Here is a 19,220-nt window from a genome sequence, read left to right as displayed (position 1 = left end):
CAAATGTTCTCCGCCGTTTTTTAAATGCTGTTGCATTTATTAGTTGAATCTAAGACTTATTAACTTGATAAATATATAAAAACACTTAGAAAAGTCAAGGAGGTAGAAATAAAAAAGCCTATTCATACAGGTTTGTACAAAAAAATCAGCTTTTTAAATAATTATTACCAACTCATTTTAAACAAGTTATAAAAACAATATAAAAAAGATGTTCTTTTTTATTCAAAATCTCTTGCAAACATAAGACTTTGCAGTATATTTGCACTCGCAATACGGAAGTAATGTAGACCTCTGGAGAAATGGCAGAGTGGTCGAATGCGGCGGTCTTGAAAACCGTTGACTGTAACAGGTCCGGGGGTTCGAATCCCTCTTTCTCCGCTGAAAAGCCCGATAACACTCGTTATCGGGCTTTTTTATGCTTTATTGCTCCCTTCTTTTACTAAACCAGATTCCGCATTAGCCAAATACTACACTAATTAGGTGCACGAAATAAACTTTATTTATTGCGCACCTTTCTACTTTATTATGAATAAATTTAACTGAATAAAAAAACGTCAGCCTAACATAAATAAGCTGACGTTTTTATTGTTTACAAAGTAGTATTGAAAATCCCTTACTAAAACGAGTTTTTCAATTTTATACTTAATTAGTTTCTTTTTTACTTACTTTATTTATTCTCTCTTGAATATCTTTCCAATCATAATAATGAAATACTTTACCGTTACTCATCATTACCAGCATACCTTGATTAAAAATATTACTCACCCCTAAAGAAGTTACCTCTAAGCCATCACATTCAATTGCAGAAACAGGTATCTTAGCAATTAATCTGTGTTCATGAGGGTTTCCCTGTTCACCTTCCCTAGGATAAATTAAAATTGAATTATCTTGTTGATCTGAAACAATAATATACCCCGAATTAGCATCTTTTTTATAAATAGCTATTCCTTCATGATCTCTCTTAGCATCACCTTTAACAAAGAAAGCCAACTCTTCATTTCCTTTTTCTGGATCAGCATAGTATTTGCGCAATCCTGCTGTTTCATCAGAGTAATAGACGTAACCTAGCTCCTGGTCTACTGCAATAGCTTCTATTTCTTTTTTTCCGCTATAAACACCAAACTTTCTTTTTAACACCAAATTTATCTGACCTTCCTTATTCGCTTGCAGAGCATATTGCCATAAATACTCATTAGAAGGGCCACTTTTACGTCCTACAATAGCATAGATTTGCTTATTATCATCCTCTTTCTTTTCATATAAAGCGATTCCCATTGGTTCATTATACCCATCCTCTACTTCTCCTTCAAAAACTTTTAAACCACCTTGATCAATTGGCGTTAACTCTGGCAATTTAAAAATTCTTATTGCATTTGCATTTCTCTCTGTAACAACAGCAATATCAATCACCATATCTTTATACAAAAAACCATAAGCAATATCAACATTATTTGGACGTGCCATATCAATAAACTTATGTACGATTTTACCTTGTAAGTCATATGCATATACTCCTCCTCCATCTTCTTTGTCTGTTCCTATAATTAAGCTTTTAGATTGATCTATTGGATTAATCCAAATAGCAGGATCATCTGTATCAAAAACTGTTTGCTCTGTAACAATTGTTGGCTGAATAGCATCTGGGGCTATAGGAGCTAACTTATCTTTACAACTACTCAATAATCCTAAGACCGCTAAAGAGTATAAAAATCTATATTTCATTATTTCTACTTTTTTATTTGATGTGTAAATAAAACCTTTGCTTCTTTCTTACCTGCTTGAACTACCTGAACTATTAATTCATTATCTAAAATAGTGAAAGTCATAAAACCTGGTTCTGCAGCGGCAAAAATGGTATGCTCCATATCTCCAGAAGCTCGAACTTCACTCGCTGCACCAGAAAGAAATTGTGTGGTATAACGATGTTTAGGCTTGATAATTTGCAGGTCATGTTCATGTCCACATATATAAGCATCTACTTTATGTCTATCAAAAAAATCCGCAAACTTTAAAGCAAAACCTTGTGTATCTTTATTTTCTTTACGCTTTCCTCCACTGTACATTGGATGATGTCCTACTACAATCTTCCATTTTATAGTATCATCTTCTTTACCTAAAGTTTCTTCAAGCCATTTCATTTGTTGTTCGGTGTCTTGTTGTCGTAAATCACCGTATTTACTTCTCTTGTGATAACTTTCTATAAATGGATTTGTATCCATTACTACTAACAATACCTTCTCACCATTATCTAATTTAAACTCTTTACTATAATAACGGTCTGGCATATTCCAACGTCTACTAATATTAGTATAATCTATTTGTGCTTGAACATTACCTAAATAATCATGATTTCCCAAAGCTACATACCAATCAGCATATAAAGATGGATTAGTATATATACTCTCAAACGAAGATATCCAATGATAATCGCTTGTGCTAGCAACTCCATTTGGGTAAAAATTATCACCTACTGATACTACAAATTCACCATCTAATACTACCATTGCATTTCCCATTTCTCTAGCCACATCTTTCTGGTAATAATCCCCTACACGTCCAAAATCTCCCATGACAATAAAGTTAAAACTATTCTCTTTGTGAGCTAAACTTGGAATATTACTTCCTGTATACCCCGTACTTTTTTCATATTCAAAAGGAGTCTGTGCTTGTATTGTAGCAGTACAAACTGCTAATAATAAACTATATATTATTTTTTTCATGATAGATTGTATAATAAAACTAGGGCGAATATTCTTCGCCCTAATTTCTATAGATATTTATTTATTAGAAATCAAACTTAAGTCCTAAAGTAAATTTAGGTTGGTAATACTCCATTTGTTTTACTCTATGACTCACTCCTTGATAATATCTTAGGGGTTGATTAGTCAAGTTATTTGCTTCAGCAAACACACGTAAATATGAAGTTATTTTATACGAAGCATTTGCATCCAAGAATAATTGTTTATCATAATAACTATCTTCAAAACTATTTCCTCCTAATGCATCTAAATAATCTGAAGAGTAATTTAATGATACACGGGCTGAGAAACGATCATTCTCCCAAGACAACGAACCATTAAACATATGCGGCGCTGCACCAGGTAACTCCATGTTTTTTCTTATCTCTCCATCTTCATTAGCTATTCCCTTAGCTTCTGTATATGTATAAGTATAATTCACATAGACTCCTAGACCTTTCCAAAATTTACCAGGTATAAAATCAAATTGTCTTTGAAAAGCCACCTCTACTCCAAACAAGTTTACTTGGTCTCCATTTCTTTGTTGCATAAACTTCCATTTGTCCTCTGATTGAATAGGATTAACTTGTCCGGGAAACAACTCGTTAAAGTTCTCATGTGTAAAAGAATCAGATCTATAGTTATAGATAAAATCTTTTAAGTTCTTATAAAAAACACCAGCAGAAAACATTCCTACAGATTGAAAATATTTTTCTGCCATTAAATCAAAGTTATAAGCATAAGTTGCCTTTAAGTCTGGGTTACCTGCAGATACCATATTATCTTGAGATACCACATTAATATATGGAGCTAAGGCATAATAGTCAGGTCTAGCTAAAGCAGTCGTAAAGGCTGCTCTATAAATCCAATCTGAATCTGTCTGATATTTAAAAGTAACACTAGGCAATACATTAGTATAATTATTTGTATTACTAACCTCTCCTATTAAGTCGCTTTCATCTACAATATGATTACCTGTATAATCTATACTTGTATGTTCAATTCGAGCTCCCAATATCATAGATAATTTCTCATTGAAGTCTTGATCCCAACGAATATATCCTGCATATATATTTTCTTTAGCTTTATAGTTTAAAGCTAAATATTCTCCTGGCACTGCCTCCTTCTTAAATAAATTAGAATTGTGGAAATCTAATCCTCCTAAATATTGATTTGAAGCAAAATGTCCTGGAACATATTTACTACCTGGTTGAAAACCAGATCCATCATAATAACTACCAGATACAGTAGCTAAATTGCCAATGGTATTCGTTCCTATTGGAGAGAACTCATAGAACATATTCTCTCTCTTTTTATCTTTTAGTCGAAGACGACCTCCGAATCTTAAACGTCCTTTTTGATCTTCAACAACAGAAAAAGGAACTCTAAAATTTAATTTAGCACCAAACTCACTATCCTTTGTGAAATTATCATTTTCTGATAACTTTCTCAATGAAAAATTATCTGGTCGATCTCCTAATGCAGTTACTAGTGGATATTTTCCATTAGTTAAATCTTCTTGCATTGCAACTTTCTTATTTTGAAAATCTATATAACGTTCTCCTGGACGATCTTCTGATGCACGTGAATAATTAACAGACCAATCCATATCTAAATTACTAGACCATAAATGCGTTCCACTTAATGCATAATTCTGAATTCTTTGATCTTCTAAACGAGTGTTTTTATTTCTATTATTATCAAGTCCTCCCTTTGTTTCTCTTCTTATATCGCCTGTAAACCCAGTGATATTGTTGTCTTGATCATACTCTGGCTTAATACCTCTGTAACGCACACGATAACGATTCTCTCTGTCATCTCTCCAGTTATACATTGCACTAGCATAGATAGTATGATTATCATTAATCTTATAATCAAAAGCTCCTGAGAAACTACGACGAACACGTTGTACATCGTACTTACGAATGTCATATTCGCTCATATAAATATTGTCATACTTATCCTTACTCCATACTCCCTCTACATTATCTGATCCAAAATTATTACTATTATAAGAACCACTTAAGATCATTCCGAATTTAGAATCTAAAAAACGATTACCATACACAAAACTTCCTATATAATTTCCTTTGTCTCTTATAGGGTTAAGTCCGCCTGCTAGAGTTGCCGAAATACGCTCTCCATAAGGTGAAGCACGAGTAATCAAATCAACAGATCCTCCTATGGCATCAGCATCCATATCTGGAGTTAAGGTTTTGTTTACTTCTATAGAAGATATCATATCCGCAGGAATTAAATCCATCTGAACATTTCTATTATCTCCTTCTGCTGAAGGAATACGATCTCCATTTAATGTAACAGAATTTAAACTAGGAGCTAAACCACGGATAACTATATTACGAGCTTCTCCTTGATCATTTTGCATTGTGATTCCTGGTACACGTTTTAGAGCATCACCAATATTAGAATCAGGGAAACGCCCTACTTGGTCTGCTGAAATAACATTAGTAACATTAGCATTATTCATCTGTTGATTTAATGCTTTAGCTTGTCCTTTTAAACGTTCTCCTATTACTACAATACCTTCTAAGGTTTCTACATCTGTTGAAAGACTTAAATTAATAACTTTATTATGTCCTGAACTCACTTCTACTTCTTGTTCTACTGAAGTATAGCCAATATAACTTACTGATAAGACATATTTCCCTTCTGGAATATTTAAAAATTCATAATACCCATTATTGTTACTTACCGTATATTGCTTGCCATTATCTAATAAAACAGCTGCACCTGGTAATGAACTCTTATCACCAGAGTCTATTACTCTTCCTGACACAATTCCTTTTTTAACACTATTATTTTGTCCTTGTATTGGTATTGCAAAACAAATTGCAAATAAGAAAAATAAGTACTTTAATTTCATAATAATAACATTGAATAGTTTTGCTAGCAAACTTAGTATCAACCTATCAAGTCAATGTTTAGTTAATATTATTAATAAACAAATTACTATATTTTAAAATAGATATAAAATAAACGAAAATAGAATCAATAAAAAACCATATATCTAAATAAACACACTTTAATTCAACAAATCCACACACAATTACTAAAATTACCAATCAATCCAACATTAACGATTTATTAATTATCTATTCCAACGTTAATTTACTGAAAACAACAAGCCCTTATAGGATATCTATAAGGGCTTGTTTATACATAAAAAACTTATCTAATTAATTACTTTTATTCTCAATAGACACACCTTCTAGGGCAGGATCATTAACTAAAGCATACGAAGTATATTTTCTGATAGGAACTATTTCCTTCTTACTTTCCACACCATTCTCACCCTTAATCGTTATGAACTGTTTACCTTCACTAGTTAAACTTATAGCAGAATAAGGTATCTCTATAACATCTTTATACACTAACGAAATCACCACTCTATTCTCTGCAATCCCTTCTCCATTTAGTTTTAAACCTTCTATCACTTGAGGTGATTTATCTAAAAAGAAAATATTTGTATCATTCTTAAGATTTACTTTGATAGGAATGCGTTGCCCTTCCTTAGTTTCAAATGAGCTTACAAGGGTATTCTGTCCTGTCATACCTTGTTTCCATTGTACCATATCACTAGTAGGTATTTCAAAAAACACATCATAGCCCACTATAGTATATAAACTATGCTTATCATTCGCTGTCAATATATCGCCTACTTTTACAGTGATATTCTTTACTACACCACTATATTCAGACTTAACAGCATATCTACTATACTTGGTATCTGATGCATTTATTTTATCACTTAGCTCAACTACATTCTTACGCAACTCTTCCACAACCTCGCGTTGTTTAACAAAAGCGACGCTGTCTCTTCTTGCTAACTTTTGTAATCTATTCTCTGCACGTTCTAGATCTTTCTTGAGCCCTTTGTACTCACTCTGTTCTTTATCCTTCTCTTTCTTAGAGACCTGTAGACTCCCCACCTCTACTTCATAGATTACCTGTCCTTCTGAGACTGCCTGTCCTTCTTTTATAAAAAGCGACACTACTTTCCCTTCTATAGACTCCTTGACAGGTGTACTATACTTCATCTTGACCTTAGCTGCATACTCTTTTGTATAAGTATGGTATTTACTATTCAACACTAAGACTGTAGGAGCTACTACCTCTTTTACCTCTTCTGTTTTCTCCTCTTCCTCTTCTAAGGCTACTTCATTGTCAGTTTGGACTACTTCTTCAGTGGCTACAATCGTTTTAGATTCAGTCACCTCCTTTTCTTCACCTTTATCCTTATTTCCATAATAACCTACCCCTACTAAGAATACAATACTTAGAAGTGTCATTATAATCTGCTGAAGTTTTACATTTTTTTTATTCATAACCCACTCTTATCCTTACAAAGATAACTAACTGATGCAAAGGACTGAAAAAAAACAATCCAAACATCTAAATTACAATAAAAAAAACCAATATTGTAAACAATATTGGTTTCATCCTCAATCAAAAATCTACTAGAGTATACTAATGTCCTCCCAAAGCTCTATATAAATCAACTAGCGACGCTAAATGATCTCTTTTTAACTCTGCAAAACTCAAACTACTCTGCAATGCTAAACTCTGTGCATTAATAACCTCTAAGTAAGATGCCTTATCCATCTCAAACATAAATTTGATATTAGCTAAAGAAGTGTTTAGAATATTCACTCGCTTTTGCATCATCTCTTCTTTTTGAGATAGTTTATCGATTTTTACCAATGCATTATGTACATCCGTAAAACCAACTATAACTTTATTTTTAAATTCTATACCTGCTTTTTCTCGTTCTACAACAGCGATTTCATAAGCTGTTCTTAACTTCTTCTGATTAAATATAGGCTGTATTAAACCACCACCAAACATACCAAATAAAGAGGCTGGTGTCTTAAACCACTGTGAACTTTCAAATGCATTTAATCCTCCTTGAGCAGATATAATCAAATTAGGATACATCTGCCCTTGAGCTGCTCCTACTTTTGCATTAGCTGCTTTTAAAGCATATTCTGCTACTTGTACATCTGGACGAGTACTTAAAAAATCCGCAGGTACTCCTGTATTTAAATCTGTTGAAAAATTTAAATCACTAATCGTAACAGAGCGAGATATAGCCTGCGGATAATTATTTAAAAGCAAATTCAATCCACTTTCTTGTAAGGCAATTTCTTGCTCTATCTGAGGTAATAATTCTTTTGATTCTAACCACTGTGCCTCTGCTTGTTGCATCGCTACAATAGTCTCGTTACCTACCTCGAACATCTTTTTAGTTAATAAGTATGTACTCTCACGAAGTGCAATACCTTCTATCGCTATTTCGAGCTGTTCGTCTAACATTAGTAAGTTGATATAACTAGTAGCTACCTCAGCTACTAATCTATTTTGGATAGCTCTCTTTACCTCTTCCGTCTGCATCATAGTTGCTAATGCAGCTTCCTTCTCTCTTCTAAGCTTCCCCCATATATCTAACTCCCATGATAAATCAAGGCTTGCTGTAAAATCATCATTAACACGTCCTGCCCCACTAGCCGCCAATTGGCTATTCTTAGAAGACTCTGTTCTACTACCTGCTACGTTCATAGTCAACTGTGGCAATAGTGCCATTTTTGACTGAGTGAATAACAACCTTGTTTGTTCGATATTTTTAACAGCAACTTGTAAATCAGCATTGCGCTCTAATGCAGATTCAATCAAACTCGTTAATTCAGTGTTCTTAAAGAATTCCGAATAACTCAACTTCGCTAGATTATTAGCTGTAGTATCAGAAGCAGTCTCTTGATAAAACTGCTCTGGTGTGTCTACAGTTGGTCTTTCATAATTCTTACCTACTTTACAAGCAGTTAATAATGTCGAACCAATCGCTATATATACTATTTTTCTCATTGTTTTCTTGTTTTGAACTACCATTAATCTCTTAGTTTTCTACAACTTCAGAAACGTCTGGTTGCTTACCACTAATTTTCTCTTGTAAGTACTGGAATGCAACATAAAGGAAAGGAATAACGAATACTCCTAGAATAACTCCTAATACCATCCCTCCTGCTGTACCAATACTAATAGAGTGGTTACCTTGTGCTGACGAACCTTGAACGAACATCAAAGGAATTAGACCTGCTACGAAAGCAAATGATGTCATCAAGATAGGACGAAGTCGTAAACGCGAAGCTTCTAATGCTGAGTCTACAATACTCATCCCCCCTTGTCTTTTCTGAACAGCAAACTCTACAATCAAAATTGCATTCTTCGCGAGCAGTCCGACCAGCATGATGAGCCCTACTTGCACATAAATATTATTAGCAATACCTACTGAACCTATGGCTAAGAATACTCCCATAATACCAACTGGTAGTGATAACAACACTACTAATGGTAAGATATAACTCTCATACTGAGCTGAAAGAATAAAGTAGATAAACAAGATAGATAATCCAAAGATAAACACCATCTGTCCTCCAGATTTCTTCTCTTCTTTACTCAGTCCTAACCATTCAATACTATATCCTGAAGGTAACTTCTCTGCCGCTACTTTCTCTACTGCCGCCATCGCATCCCCTGTACTTGTACCAGGGTTGATAATACCATTTACAGCGATAGAATTAAATAAGTTATGACGACTGATAGCTTGTGGTCCATACACTTTCTCTAAGTGCGCTAAAGAACTAATCGGAATCATCTCTCCCGAACCAGCTGTCACATAGATAGTTTTAAAAGATTCTTCATCTGCTCTAAATTGAGCATCTCCCTGTACAAACACCTTAAACTGTTTACCAAAACGGTTAAAGTCATTTACTTGTGCTGATCCGTAGAACAACTGTACTGCACTCATCATATCACTTACTTCCACTCCGTGCATCTTTGCCTTCACAGGATCTACTACGATTTTATACATTGGGAAGTTTGCTTTAAACATTGTGAAGGCACTTAGCACTTCATCAGTCTCACTTAGATCTTGATTAAACTGATTTACAACATTTGCAAACTCTGTAATATCTCCACCACGTCTATCCTGAACTACCATCTCTAATCCATCAAAATCTCCAAATCCTGGAACTGTTGGGTTAGCAAACACATAGAAATCACCTTCTTTTAATGATGATAATTCTTGATTTAACTGTGCAATCAACTCATTGATGTCAGTTACCTCTCCTCTTTCTTCTAAAGCTTTAAAAGAAATGAATCCCATACCATAAGCTGGACTGGCTGCATTACCTAAAATGTTGAATCCTGAAATAGTGGTTACAGACTTAATAGCAGGGTTCTTTCTCATGATCTCATCCCCTTCTTTTAAGACCTGTGCTGTTCTATCAATAGATGACCCAGGAGGTAATGATAGAGCAAACATCGCAAATCCCTGATCTTCATTAGGAATAAACCCTTTAGGAGTTGTATTCATTAAGAATACCATTCCTACTATAGAACCTACTAGAATACAGAAACTCAATACTTTTCTTTTGATTAAGAAATGTACTCCTTTTATATATCTATTCGTTAATGCTGTAAATCCTGCATTAAACGATCTAAAGAACCTTCTCTTAAACCCATCTTTCTTTACCTCTCCCGTATGTTCTAAATCATGGTGATGATTCTTTAATAACAAGGCACATAAGGCAGGACTCAATGTCAAGGCATTTACAGCAGAAATCATAATCGCTATCGCAAGTGTATATGCAAATTGCTTATAGAATACTCCCACTGGTCCTTCCATAAACCCTACAGGTAAGAATACTGCTGACATTACTAAAGTAATCGAGATAATCGCTCCTGAGATTTCACTCATGGCCTTAGTAGTTGCCTCTTTGGCATCTAAGCCCTCGAGTTCCATCGTACTGTGTACTGCCTCTACTACTACAATGGCATCATCCACTACAATACCAATAGCTAGTACTAATGCAAACAACGTCAACATATTAATCGAGAACCCTAACATATTCAAGAAGAAGAAGGTACCGATTAATGATACTGGTACTGCTATCGCTGGAATAATAGTTGATCTAAAATCTTGTAAGAAGATATATACAATCAGGAATACTAATAAGAATGCCTCTATTAATGTTGTTTTTACCTGATTTATAGATTCATCTAACTGTGTTTTATTAGCGAACGTTACATTGTATTTTAGCCCTTTTGGCAACTGAGGAGTTAATTCTTCTAATACCTTGTACACTTGAGTTTGAATCTCATTTGCATTAGATCCTTTTGTCTGGAACACAGCCATTGTTACAGCTTCTTGTCCATTGATTTTATTCTCCTCATCATACGCTACTGCACCAAACTCGATGCGTGCGATATCTTTTAAATAAAGTACATTACCACTTTTATCTGCCTGTACTACAATATTCTCGAATTGTTCAGGAGTATTATATTTACCTGGGTATGTCAATGTATATTGTACTGCTCCTCCTGCATTCTGACCTAAGTTACCTGCAGCTACTTCCATACTCTGACTTTGGATAGAACGCTCTACATCAGCAGGAGTTAATCCTCTATTTGCCAGTTTATGTGGATCTAGCCATATACGCATAGCATAATCCTTCTCACCGAATAGCTGTACGTTACCTACCCCTTTAATACGTTTTAACTCACGTACTAAGTTGATACGAGCATAATTCTGTACGAAGGTTTCATCATATAGAGCAGCATCCTCACTGATAAGGTCTACTACCATGATCATACCTCTCTGTTCTTTCTGAGTGATTACCCCCGCTTGTAATACCTCAGCAGGTAAGATACCTGTCACCTGAGCTACCCTGTTCTGTACGTTTACTGCCGCCTGATCAGGATCAGTTTCTAAATCAAAGAATACTGTGATAGCTGCTGTACCATCATTACTAGCTGTTGACTCTATATGAGTCATATTTTCTACCCCGTTAATTACCTCTTCTAAAGGAGTCACTACTGATTTCAATACTGTCTCAGCATTACCTCCCGGATAAGAAGCCATTACAGTTACACTCGGAGGTGCAATATCAGGGAACTGTGCCATAGGTAACTGTGTAAGTCCTACTGCCCCTAATATAACAATGATAAGAGATATAACTGTAGCTAATACAGGTCTATGTATTATCTTTTTAAGCATTTGATCTGTTTGTTTTAATTAAATAAAGAATCTTTGAGCCTACTTACTCGCTTGCTTTAGCAGTTTCTGTACTTGTATTACCTCCTGCATTTTTTGCTGCAGATAATACCGTCACAGTCATACCATCTTGCAGTTTATCTACTCCTGTTGTTACAAGGGTTTCTCCTTCTTTCACACCATCAGCGATAAAATAAGTATGCAAGTTCTTTCCGATAATTTTAAGTTGTCTTTGATCAACTGTATTGTCTTTATTCACTACATAAGCAAAGATCTTATCTTGTAAGTCTGCAGTAGCAGCTATAGGTACTTGTACAGCATCTTTATGTGTAGCCATAAGGTTCACAATACCTGTCCCTCCATTTCTCAATAAACGATCTGGATTATCAAATACTGCACGTACACTGATAGAATTAGTACCTGCATCGAACTCTCCATTGATTACATCTACCTTACCACTTATAGGATACTTATCTCCATTACTTAATTCTAATTCTATAGGCATCTTCAGTACATTCTCTGAACCACCATTCTCTTTTACTAGATTAAAGTAGTCTGCTTCTGTCAATGAGAAATAAGCGAACATCTGAGAGATATCAGACATCGTAGTTAGTTCCTCTACTTCACCAGCTGTCACTAAGTTTCCTACACGCTTAGTAATACGTCCTAAGAATCCATCTACAGGAGCCTTAATCGTACAGTAGCTTAAGTTTAACTTTGCTTCTGCCACAGCCGCCTCTGCCTGAGCCACGTTTGCTTTAGCGTTATCTAACACCGCTTGTGCAGTTTTTAACTGTATTGGAGATACAAAAGAATTATCTAATAAAGACTGTACTTTATCTTTTTCTAATTGAGCATTTACGAGAGCTGCCTGAGCTGCTTTTAGACTAGCATTTGCATTATTTAGTTGTATTTGATACGGTTGAGCGTCTATTAAGATTAATGCCTGCCCCTTCTTTACATAACTTCCTTCTTCTACAAGAATCTTATCAATATAACCCGAAGCTTGTGCACGTACTTCTACATTCACCCTTCCTTCTAACGATGCTGTATATTTTTTTAATACAAGAGCATCACCCTTCTCTACTACACTTGTTCTAACTTCTAATGAAGGCTGCCCTGCATCTCCTTCACTTGATTGCTTATTACAGCTAACGAAAAATACAGATAAACCAAATAATAGGCCTCCTAAAAACAAAACTTTCGTACTTCTATAAATTTTATTCATTTCTAACGCTTTTTACACAACAAAAATCAAAAATTATACCGCTCCTACTTCTAGAATTAGTTCGAAGCGTAAAAATTCGAACCTGAAGCGTCAAAAGGGCTTACTTACCTGAATAAACTATCTCTTATACTTACACATAGACACAAAAAAAGCTACTAATGTAGCTTTATGAATTTAACCAATTTTTAAGTAATGGTGCCTTCTCACGGCTTACGATTACCTCTCTCTGAGGATCTTTTACTAAGCCTATTTTTAATTTCCCGTTATAGTAGTTCTGTACATGCTCTATACTATCTACACTCACGATATGTTGTCTATTCGCTCTAAAAAATATCTCAGGTGACAGCTCTTCTTCTAACTCCTCTAAGGTCTGACTTACGATTACAGTAGTTTTATCCTTTAAAACTAGATGTGTAATCTTTAATTCTGAATAAATAAAATCAATCTCATCCACCTTCACAGTCTTAAAACCATCCTTATAAGGAATCAAAAAACGAGAGCGGTAAAAAGCTTCTTTCTTGTGTAAGCTACCTAATATATCTTTAATCGAATCACTTAATACAGGAGAACTTCTAAGTGCTTTAAACTTATTCAATGCCTGCTCTAACTCTTCTTCCCTTACAGGCTTCATGATATAGTCTATACTATTCACCTTAAATGCTTTTAGAGCATACTCATCATAAGAAGTCGTAAATATCACAGGTGCTTTTATCTCTATCTGCTCGAATATCTCAAAACACAAACCGTCTTCTAATCTAATATCCATCATGATCAAGGACGGTTCCTCATGATGCTGTAACCATTCTATACATTCTTTTACACTTTCTACTACAGCTACGATTTCTATTGTAGAATCTAATACCTGCAATAAACGAGATAATTTATTAGCATTTCTTACCTCATCCTCTACGATCAAAACTTTCATCATGTATATTTTCTTTCTTAAGCTATTATTTCTAATTATTTATCATTCTTATTTAGTAACAAAGGCAACCTTACCACAAAATCTTTATCCGTTTTCTGAATAAGAACCTTGTGTTTACTTAGCAGACGATAGCGTTCTTTAATATTCATCAACCCTACTTTAGAAGAAGGTAAGGTTACGACTAACTCTTGAATATTATTGCGAATCACAACATAATCCTCTTCTACATAAATATCTATTCTTAGTGGACTCTCTTTAGAAGCACTATTGTGCTTCACAGCATTCTCTACTAATAACTGTATAGCGATGGGTGCCACATAGAAGTTTTTTTTATCCTCCTCTTGCACATTGATATTTAACTGTACTTTCGCCCCCATTCTTTCTTTAATTAAGTAGAAATAAGATTCTACGAAAGTCAACTCTTCTGACAGACTGATGGTGTTCTTTCTCACATTAGATAGCATATAACGATATACTAGTGATAAGTGATCTATAAACTTCACAGCGATATCCTGATCTTCTATTACTAACTCCGATAATGTACTAAAGTTATTAAATAAAAAATGAGGGTCTAGTTGCATCTTTAGTGATTCTAACTCTGACTGACTCGCGATACGTTCTAGTTGTTCTGCTTTTAATTTAAGCTCTGCAGCATCCACCATGGACTTTTTCCAATTATTAATCAAAAAATAACCTGTGTGAATAGCACTGATAAAAATCCCTGTATTCAAACTAATGATTAATGACTGCCATAAATCTATCTTTGCCTCTAAATCTATTAACTCAAAAGACTCGTAAGGAGATAGATAAACATACACAAAATTAATAGCAAAATACACTGTAAAGATAAATATAAGTAGTAAGAAGAACTGTACTACTACACGCATCACTGGCTGTTTATCCCAAGGCAAAAACTTGTTCAAAGCTCTACTCAACCAAAGGCTCACCTCTGTAATGGCCATACAATATAGAAAAAGAACAAAGGCTGACTCCCACATCTCTTCTACATCCATTCTGAACCAATCTGCGTCATAAGGATTAAGTAAAAAATGAGAGAATAGGTAAAGTAAAAAAACTAATGGCACTACCATTAATCGATAGTGTTTTAAAAACAGTGATTCCTCTTTTACTTTCTTGGTCGACATCTTCCTTAATTAAATTCTATAACAAAAGTAAATCTATATTTCCACATTTAGAACCTTACCTTACTCAAAATGATATATCCTATCTTGAAACGGAAAAATACTACACCTACTTGTATTCTTTATCCATATTACCCATTTTAATTTCCAAAAATCATGTAATTAATACGAAAAAAACACAATTAGATAAAATCAACTGAGATTTATACAAATAGCACATACCCATTTGCCAAATATATAATAACAAAAAAAGTAGTATAACATCCACTAGCTATACTACCTCTGGTAAAATGAAACAAAACAAATTATTTAATTAAAAGACACTTCTAACGCTAACATCTCAACTCTGTCAAACCTACTAACCTATTCTCAAAAAATTCTACAAAAGAATAATCTAATACACTAATCACACCTACCTCTTCTGATAATAATGCTGTTAATGTCTGTATATCATCTTGTAGGATATATTCTATATCTAAATCTGTATCTTCTAAGAGTTCTTCTACACTATCAATATCACAGTACTGATTCTCATCTAATAGTACAATAGCCCCTTTATGCTCTCCTATCAACAATTCTCCTATCAAGGTATGCTCATCCCATCGCCCTATAATAAAGATATACGAAGAGAAGATAGAGTCCTCATTCATCTCCTGAATAGACAATACATGATCTGTAGTAGTAAAAGTAAAGAAAGACACTGAAGCAACAGTTCTCATCAAAGCAGTATGGCTACTAACTAACAGAAAACGAAAGTAATCATCCGAAAAGTTATAAGTATGCCTTAAGCCATTTATCTCATGCTTAAAAAGCACATCAACTCCTGAATCTATCAGAAATCGATAACGTAAAAATTCATTCATAGTAGTTGTATTGGTTACCTTAAAATTAATCAATTTAAAGGTATCAAAACACTCCTAACTAAAAACATAACATTCTGATAACATTGATATTAAATCTAAAAATAAAATGTATAAAACGAAGAATGGGACAAAATAATTAATGAGCCTAAACCTGATGATAGACCAATGCAACTATTAATAGATTATGATGAAAAAGGAAAAGTTATCTATCTATTATTATGTAGATACTTCTCTGATTCTGAGTTTAGAGCTATAGAACCTGTCAAAACTATATCAGAGCCTGACTTCTCTCAACTCCTTAATAAATTTAAACAAACCACTAAATTCTAATTGATTATAACGAATCACTATATACCTCCCCTACTTCCTACACCCTCTTTTCTCCTATCTTTTTTTTCACTACCTTTGCCTACAGTAAAGGCTTTGACTCAATGTCCATTATTGAGAATATTCTTCTATTCAAAGTCTGGTACGTCTCACCAAAAAGAAAGCACAAACCACAGCTTTCAAAATCCTAATTTCAAAATTTCAACAAGTTTTTTAACGCTATGAATTTGTCATAAATCGAGTACTCATGCGGTCTCAGTTGCTATTTGTTCGGAAGGTGTTCGGAAAACACCCCCTTTTTCCGAACACTTTGCAATGAACTTCCGAACAGCGCCCAAACAACCTTCCCAAAAGCCTTGCTATCACTGGCTTTGTTGCGTGCTCTAAATCACTAAAAAACACCCAAATGTTAATATTTTTAACAGCTGTGATTTGTCCTGTTTTTAGATTTTAGATTGGTTAAAATATTCTCATATTTAGAACTTATACAAGCATTACTCTGCTCTAAATCTATTAAAATAGATATACTTCATCTAACATTAAATTTCTCTAATCCTAAAAAATGGCTTGATTTATGATTTAGTTTTGCAATAAAATCAGAGCTATGAACATACTTTTAATAGAAGACGAAGTAAGTGTATCTAACTTCATTAGAAAAGGTCTAGAGGAGAGCCAACATCAGGTGGCTTTTGCCTACGATGGGATGATAGGATTACAACTAGCGATGGAACAAGAGTTTGATTTGATTATTCTAGATGTCATTCTTCCTTATATGAACGGATTCGAAATCTGTCAACAAATAAAAAAATACAAAGGAGATATTCCCATCCTCATGCTGACGGCATTATCTACGCTAAATGATAAGGTCAAAGGATTTAATATGGGGGCAGATGACTACCTGACGAAACCTTTTCACTTCGAAGAATTATTGCTGAGAATAAAGGCACTGACCCGTCGTAATACAATGGCTATGCCTACTCTAGAGTATAAAGCTGCGGATCTAATCATGAATACGTATAAAAAAACGGTTACGAGAGCAAATAAAGAAATCGTTTTAACCCAAAAAGAATATACCTTACTAGAGTATTTCTTAGTAAATAAGAATAGGGTATTAACGAGAACACAGATAGCTGAGGCGGTCTGGGGTATCGGTTTCGATAGAGGGACGAACCTCATCGATGTATATGTCAATTATGTGAGACGCAAAATAGACAAAGAGTACAGCACACAACTGATACATACAGTTATCGGTATGGGGTATATACTAAAGGATGAATAGGTTTTTGGTTTTCAATTAACGGTTAGCGGTTTACAGTTAACGGTTAACGGTTCACAGTTTTCGGTCTACAGTTTTCGGTCTACAGTTTTCGGTTTTGCCCTACGAACGTAATGTACTTAGATGATGTAATAGCCTAATGATTGATACAATAGCCTAAACAGTTTCACAACATCACGACATCACAAAAAAACGATTTCACAAAAAGACTATTTCACAAAAAGACTATTTCACAAAAAAACAGAATAATGAAAATACGCAATAGACTTTCACTACAGTTCTCTGGCTTATTTGCGATACTCCTATTGGGAGTGCTAATTGCAGTCTATTTTGTAGTATCTAGCCATTGGCAAAATACCTTCTTTAAACAATTAGAAGATCGCGCCTTCACAGTAGGCCATAACTATCTAGCAGAAGACAACTTCACCAAGGCAGAGTTCGATGAGGTCTTGCGCAAATATCCTCGTACATTACCTCTAGAGAAAATAAGAATCTATGACATTAATCTAGATCCAACCTTTATAGAAGAAGGGGATCTAAAATGGGATAAAAAGACACTAGAAGAGGTTATTGCAAAAAAGAAGATATACTTTAAACTTGATCAGGAGTACGTGGTAGGTATTTTCTATAGAGATAATTCTGGGGACTTTATCGTGATGGCTAAAGCAACTAATGAAAAAGGAGTAGCAGCATTACAACAGTTAAGAACAGTTATGCTGATCAGTCTAGTGATTGCCTTACTTATTACTTTTTTCCTCTCGCGTTTATTCGCTGGTTATTTTCTAATCCCGATTACCAGAATTAATAAGTACTTCGCGAAGAAGAATATAAATACTTTATTTCAGCCCATCCCTACACAGGATATGTCTAAAGACGAGATACGTACGTTAAGCGAGACTATTAATGATCTCTTTAATCGAGTACAAGAATCCTTTGACAACCAACAGGCATTCGTGTCTCATGCTTCGCATGAGCTAAAAACGCCTATCGCTTCTCTTATGGGGAATGCTGAGATAGCGCTACGTCAGAGCAGAACAGAACAGGAGTACGTAAAGGTACTACAAGGGGTAGTGAACGATGCAATACACATAGATCAGATGATCAATAATCTATTGGCATTATCACAACTAGACAGTTCTGTGTATCCATTACATAGACATGCTTTTGAAGAATTCTGGTGGACGATGATAGACCACCTTATAGCAGCTCAAAAAGACTTAAACCTAAACCTGACCATCAGCACAGAAGAAGACTTACACGAGCTATTCTTTAATGGCAACGGCAACTTATTAGAGCTAGCCCTTTCTAATATTATATTGAATGCCAACAAGTTTTCTCACAATGCACCTATAGAAGTAACACTGGATACTGATACCCACAATATCATTATTATAGTAGAAGATAAAGGCATTGGGATAAAAAAAGAGGATCTAGACAAACTATTTCTTCCTTTTTACCGTTCTAGTAATGCATTCGGGATAAAAGGAACTGGACTAGGTCTATCGTTAGCTTCTAAAATAGTACAATTGCACAAAGGCACATTGACCATAGAATCAGAACTAACAGTAGGTACTAAAGTGACCTTAATGATTCCGAAACTGCATCAATAGTAGTCATCTCAATCATTATCTAAATTATAATTCAACCTAAC

The 19,220-nt window shown here is 34.4% G+C and carries 13 protein-coding genes and 1 tRNA gene; 4 read left to right on the top strand and 10 right to left on the bottom strand.

Annotated features, from left to right (window positions below; genetic code table 11):
* Positions 1-293: 293 nt before the first annotated feature.
* A tRNA-Ser gene (locus tag RT228_RS10595) sits at positions 294-378 on the top strand.
* A 264-nt stretch (positions 379-642) separates the two neighbouring features.
* On the opposite strand, the gene RT228_RS10590 is transcribed toward RT228_RS10595, so the two are convergent.
* The 10 genes from RT228_RS10590 to RT228_RS10545 all read right to left on the bottom strand — a co-directional run bounded on the left by RT228_RS10590 (position 643) and on the right by RT228_RS10545 (position 15,966).
* On the bottom strand, positions 643-1,722 hold the full coding sequence (locus tag RT228_RS10590) for a phytase (RefSeq protein WP_006259353.1): 1,080 nt from the start codon (positions 1,720-1,722) through the stop codon (positions 643-645).
* A 5-nt stretch (positions 1,723-1,727) separates the two neighbouring features.
* Positions 1,728-2,720 (bottom strand): metallophosphoesterase, encoded by a 993-nt coding sequence (locus RT228_RS10585; protein ID WP_006260857.1) that lies wholly within the window; start codon positions 2,718-2,720, stop codon positions 1,728-1,730.
* A gap of 64 nt (positions 2,721-2,784) precedes the next feature.
* Positions 2,785-5,622 carry a TonB-dependent receptor gene (locus RT228_RS10580; RefSeq protein ID WP_006260856.1) on the bottom strand — a complete coding sequence of 946 codons (2,838 nt, stop codon included), beginning with the start codon at positions 5,620-5,622 and terminating at the stop codon, positions 2,785-2,787.
* Positions 5,623-5,935: 313 nt separating this feature from the next.
* Positions 5,936-7,084: a biotin/lipoyl-binding protein gene (locus tag RT228_RS10575; protein WP_313138656.1), complete on the bottom strand. Its 1,149-nt coding sequence runs from the start codon at positions 7,082-7,084 to the stop codon at positions 5,936-5,938.
* 142 nt (positions 7,085-7,226) lie between these two features.
* On the bottom strand, positions 7,227-8,642 hold the full coding sequence (locus RT228_RS10570; RefSeq protein ID WP_006259357.1) for an efflux transporter outer membrane subunit: 1,416 nt from the start codon (positions 8,640-8,642) through the stop codon (positions 7,227-7,229).
* A 7-nt stretch (positions 8,643-8,649) separates the two neighbouring features.
* On the bottom strand, positions 8,650-11,811 hold the full coding sequence (locus tag RT228_RS10565) for an efflux RND transporter permease subunit (RefSeq protein WP_006259358.1): 3,162 nt from the start codon (positions 11,809-11,811) through the stop codon (positions 8,650-8,652).
* Between the two features lie 43 nt (positions 11,812-11,854).
* Positions 11,855-13,036: an efflux RND transporter periplasmic adaptor subunit gene (locus tag RT228_RS10560; RefSeq protein WP_006259359.1), complete on the bottom strand. Its 1,182-nt coding sequence runs from the start codon at positions 13,034-13,036 to the stop codon at positions 11,855-11,857.
* A 166-nt stretch (positions 13,037-13,202) separates the two neighbouring features.
* Complete coding sequence (locus tag RT228_RS10555; protein ID WP_006263232.1) at positions 13,203-13,964, bottom strand: LytR/AlgR family response regulator transcription factor; 762 nt, start codon at positions 13,962-13,964, stop codon at positions 13,203-13,205.
* Between the two features lie 32 nt (positions 13,965-13,996).
* Positions 13,997-15,106 (bottom strand): sensor histidine kinase, encoded by a 1,110-nt coding sequence (locus RT228_RS10550; RefSeq protein ID WP_016649626.1) that lies wholly within the window; start codon positions 15,104-15,106, stop codon positions 13,997-13,999.
* A 329-nt stretch (positions 15,107-15,435) separates the two neighbouring features.
* The gene (locus RT228_RS10545; RefSeq protein ID WP_006259362.1) at positions 15,436-15,966 is read right to left on the bottom strand and encodes a hypothetical protein; all 531 of its coding nucleotides are present in this window, start codon (positions 15,964-15,966) and stop codon (positions 15,436-15,438) included.
* Positions 15,967-16,131: 165 nt separating this feature from the next.
* On the opposite strand from RT228_RS10545, the gene RT228_RS10540 reads away from it, so the two are divergent.
* From RT228_RS10540 to RT228_RS10530, 3 genes are all read left to right on the top strand, one after another.
* Complete coding sequence (locus RT228_RS10540) at positions 16,132-16,296, top strand: hypothetical protein (RefSeq protein WP_006265036.1); 165 nt, start codon at positions 16,132-16,134, stop codon at positions 16,294-16,296.
* A 601-nt stretch (positions 16,297-16,897) separates the two neighbouring features.
* On the top strand, positions 16,898-17,572 hold the full coding sequence (locus tag RT228_RS10535) for a response regulator transcription factor (RefSeq protein ID WP_006263227.1): 675 nt from the start codon (positions 16,898-16,900) through the stop codon (positions 17,570-17,572).
* 245 nt (positions 17,573-17,817) lie between these two features.
* Complete coding sequence (locus RT228_RS10530) at positions 17,818-19,179, top strand: sensor histidine kinase (protein WP_006259370.1); 1,362 nt, start codon at positions 17,818-17,820, stop codon at positions 19,177-19,179.
* Positions 19,180-19,220: the final 41 nt, after the last annotated feature.

Origin of the sequence: Myroides sp. (assembly GCF_032073645.1) — a bacterium.
Taxonomy (GTDB): Bacteria; Bacteroidota; Bacteroidia; order Flavobacteriales; family Flavobacteriaceae; genus Flavobacterium; species Flavobacterium odoratimimum.
Note: the sequence above shows the minus strand (reverse complement) of the source record. Positions and strands in the feature narration are given on the sequence as shown.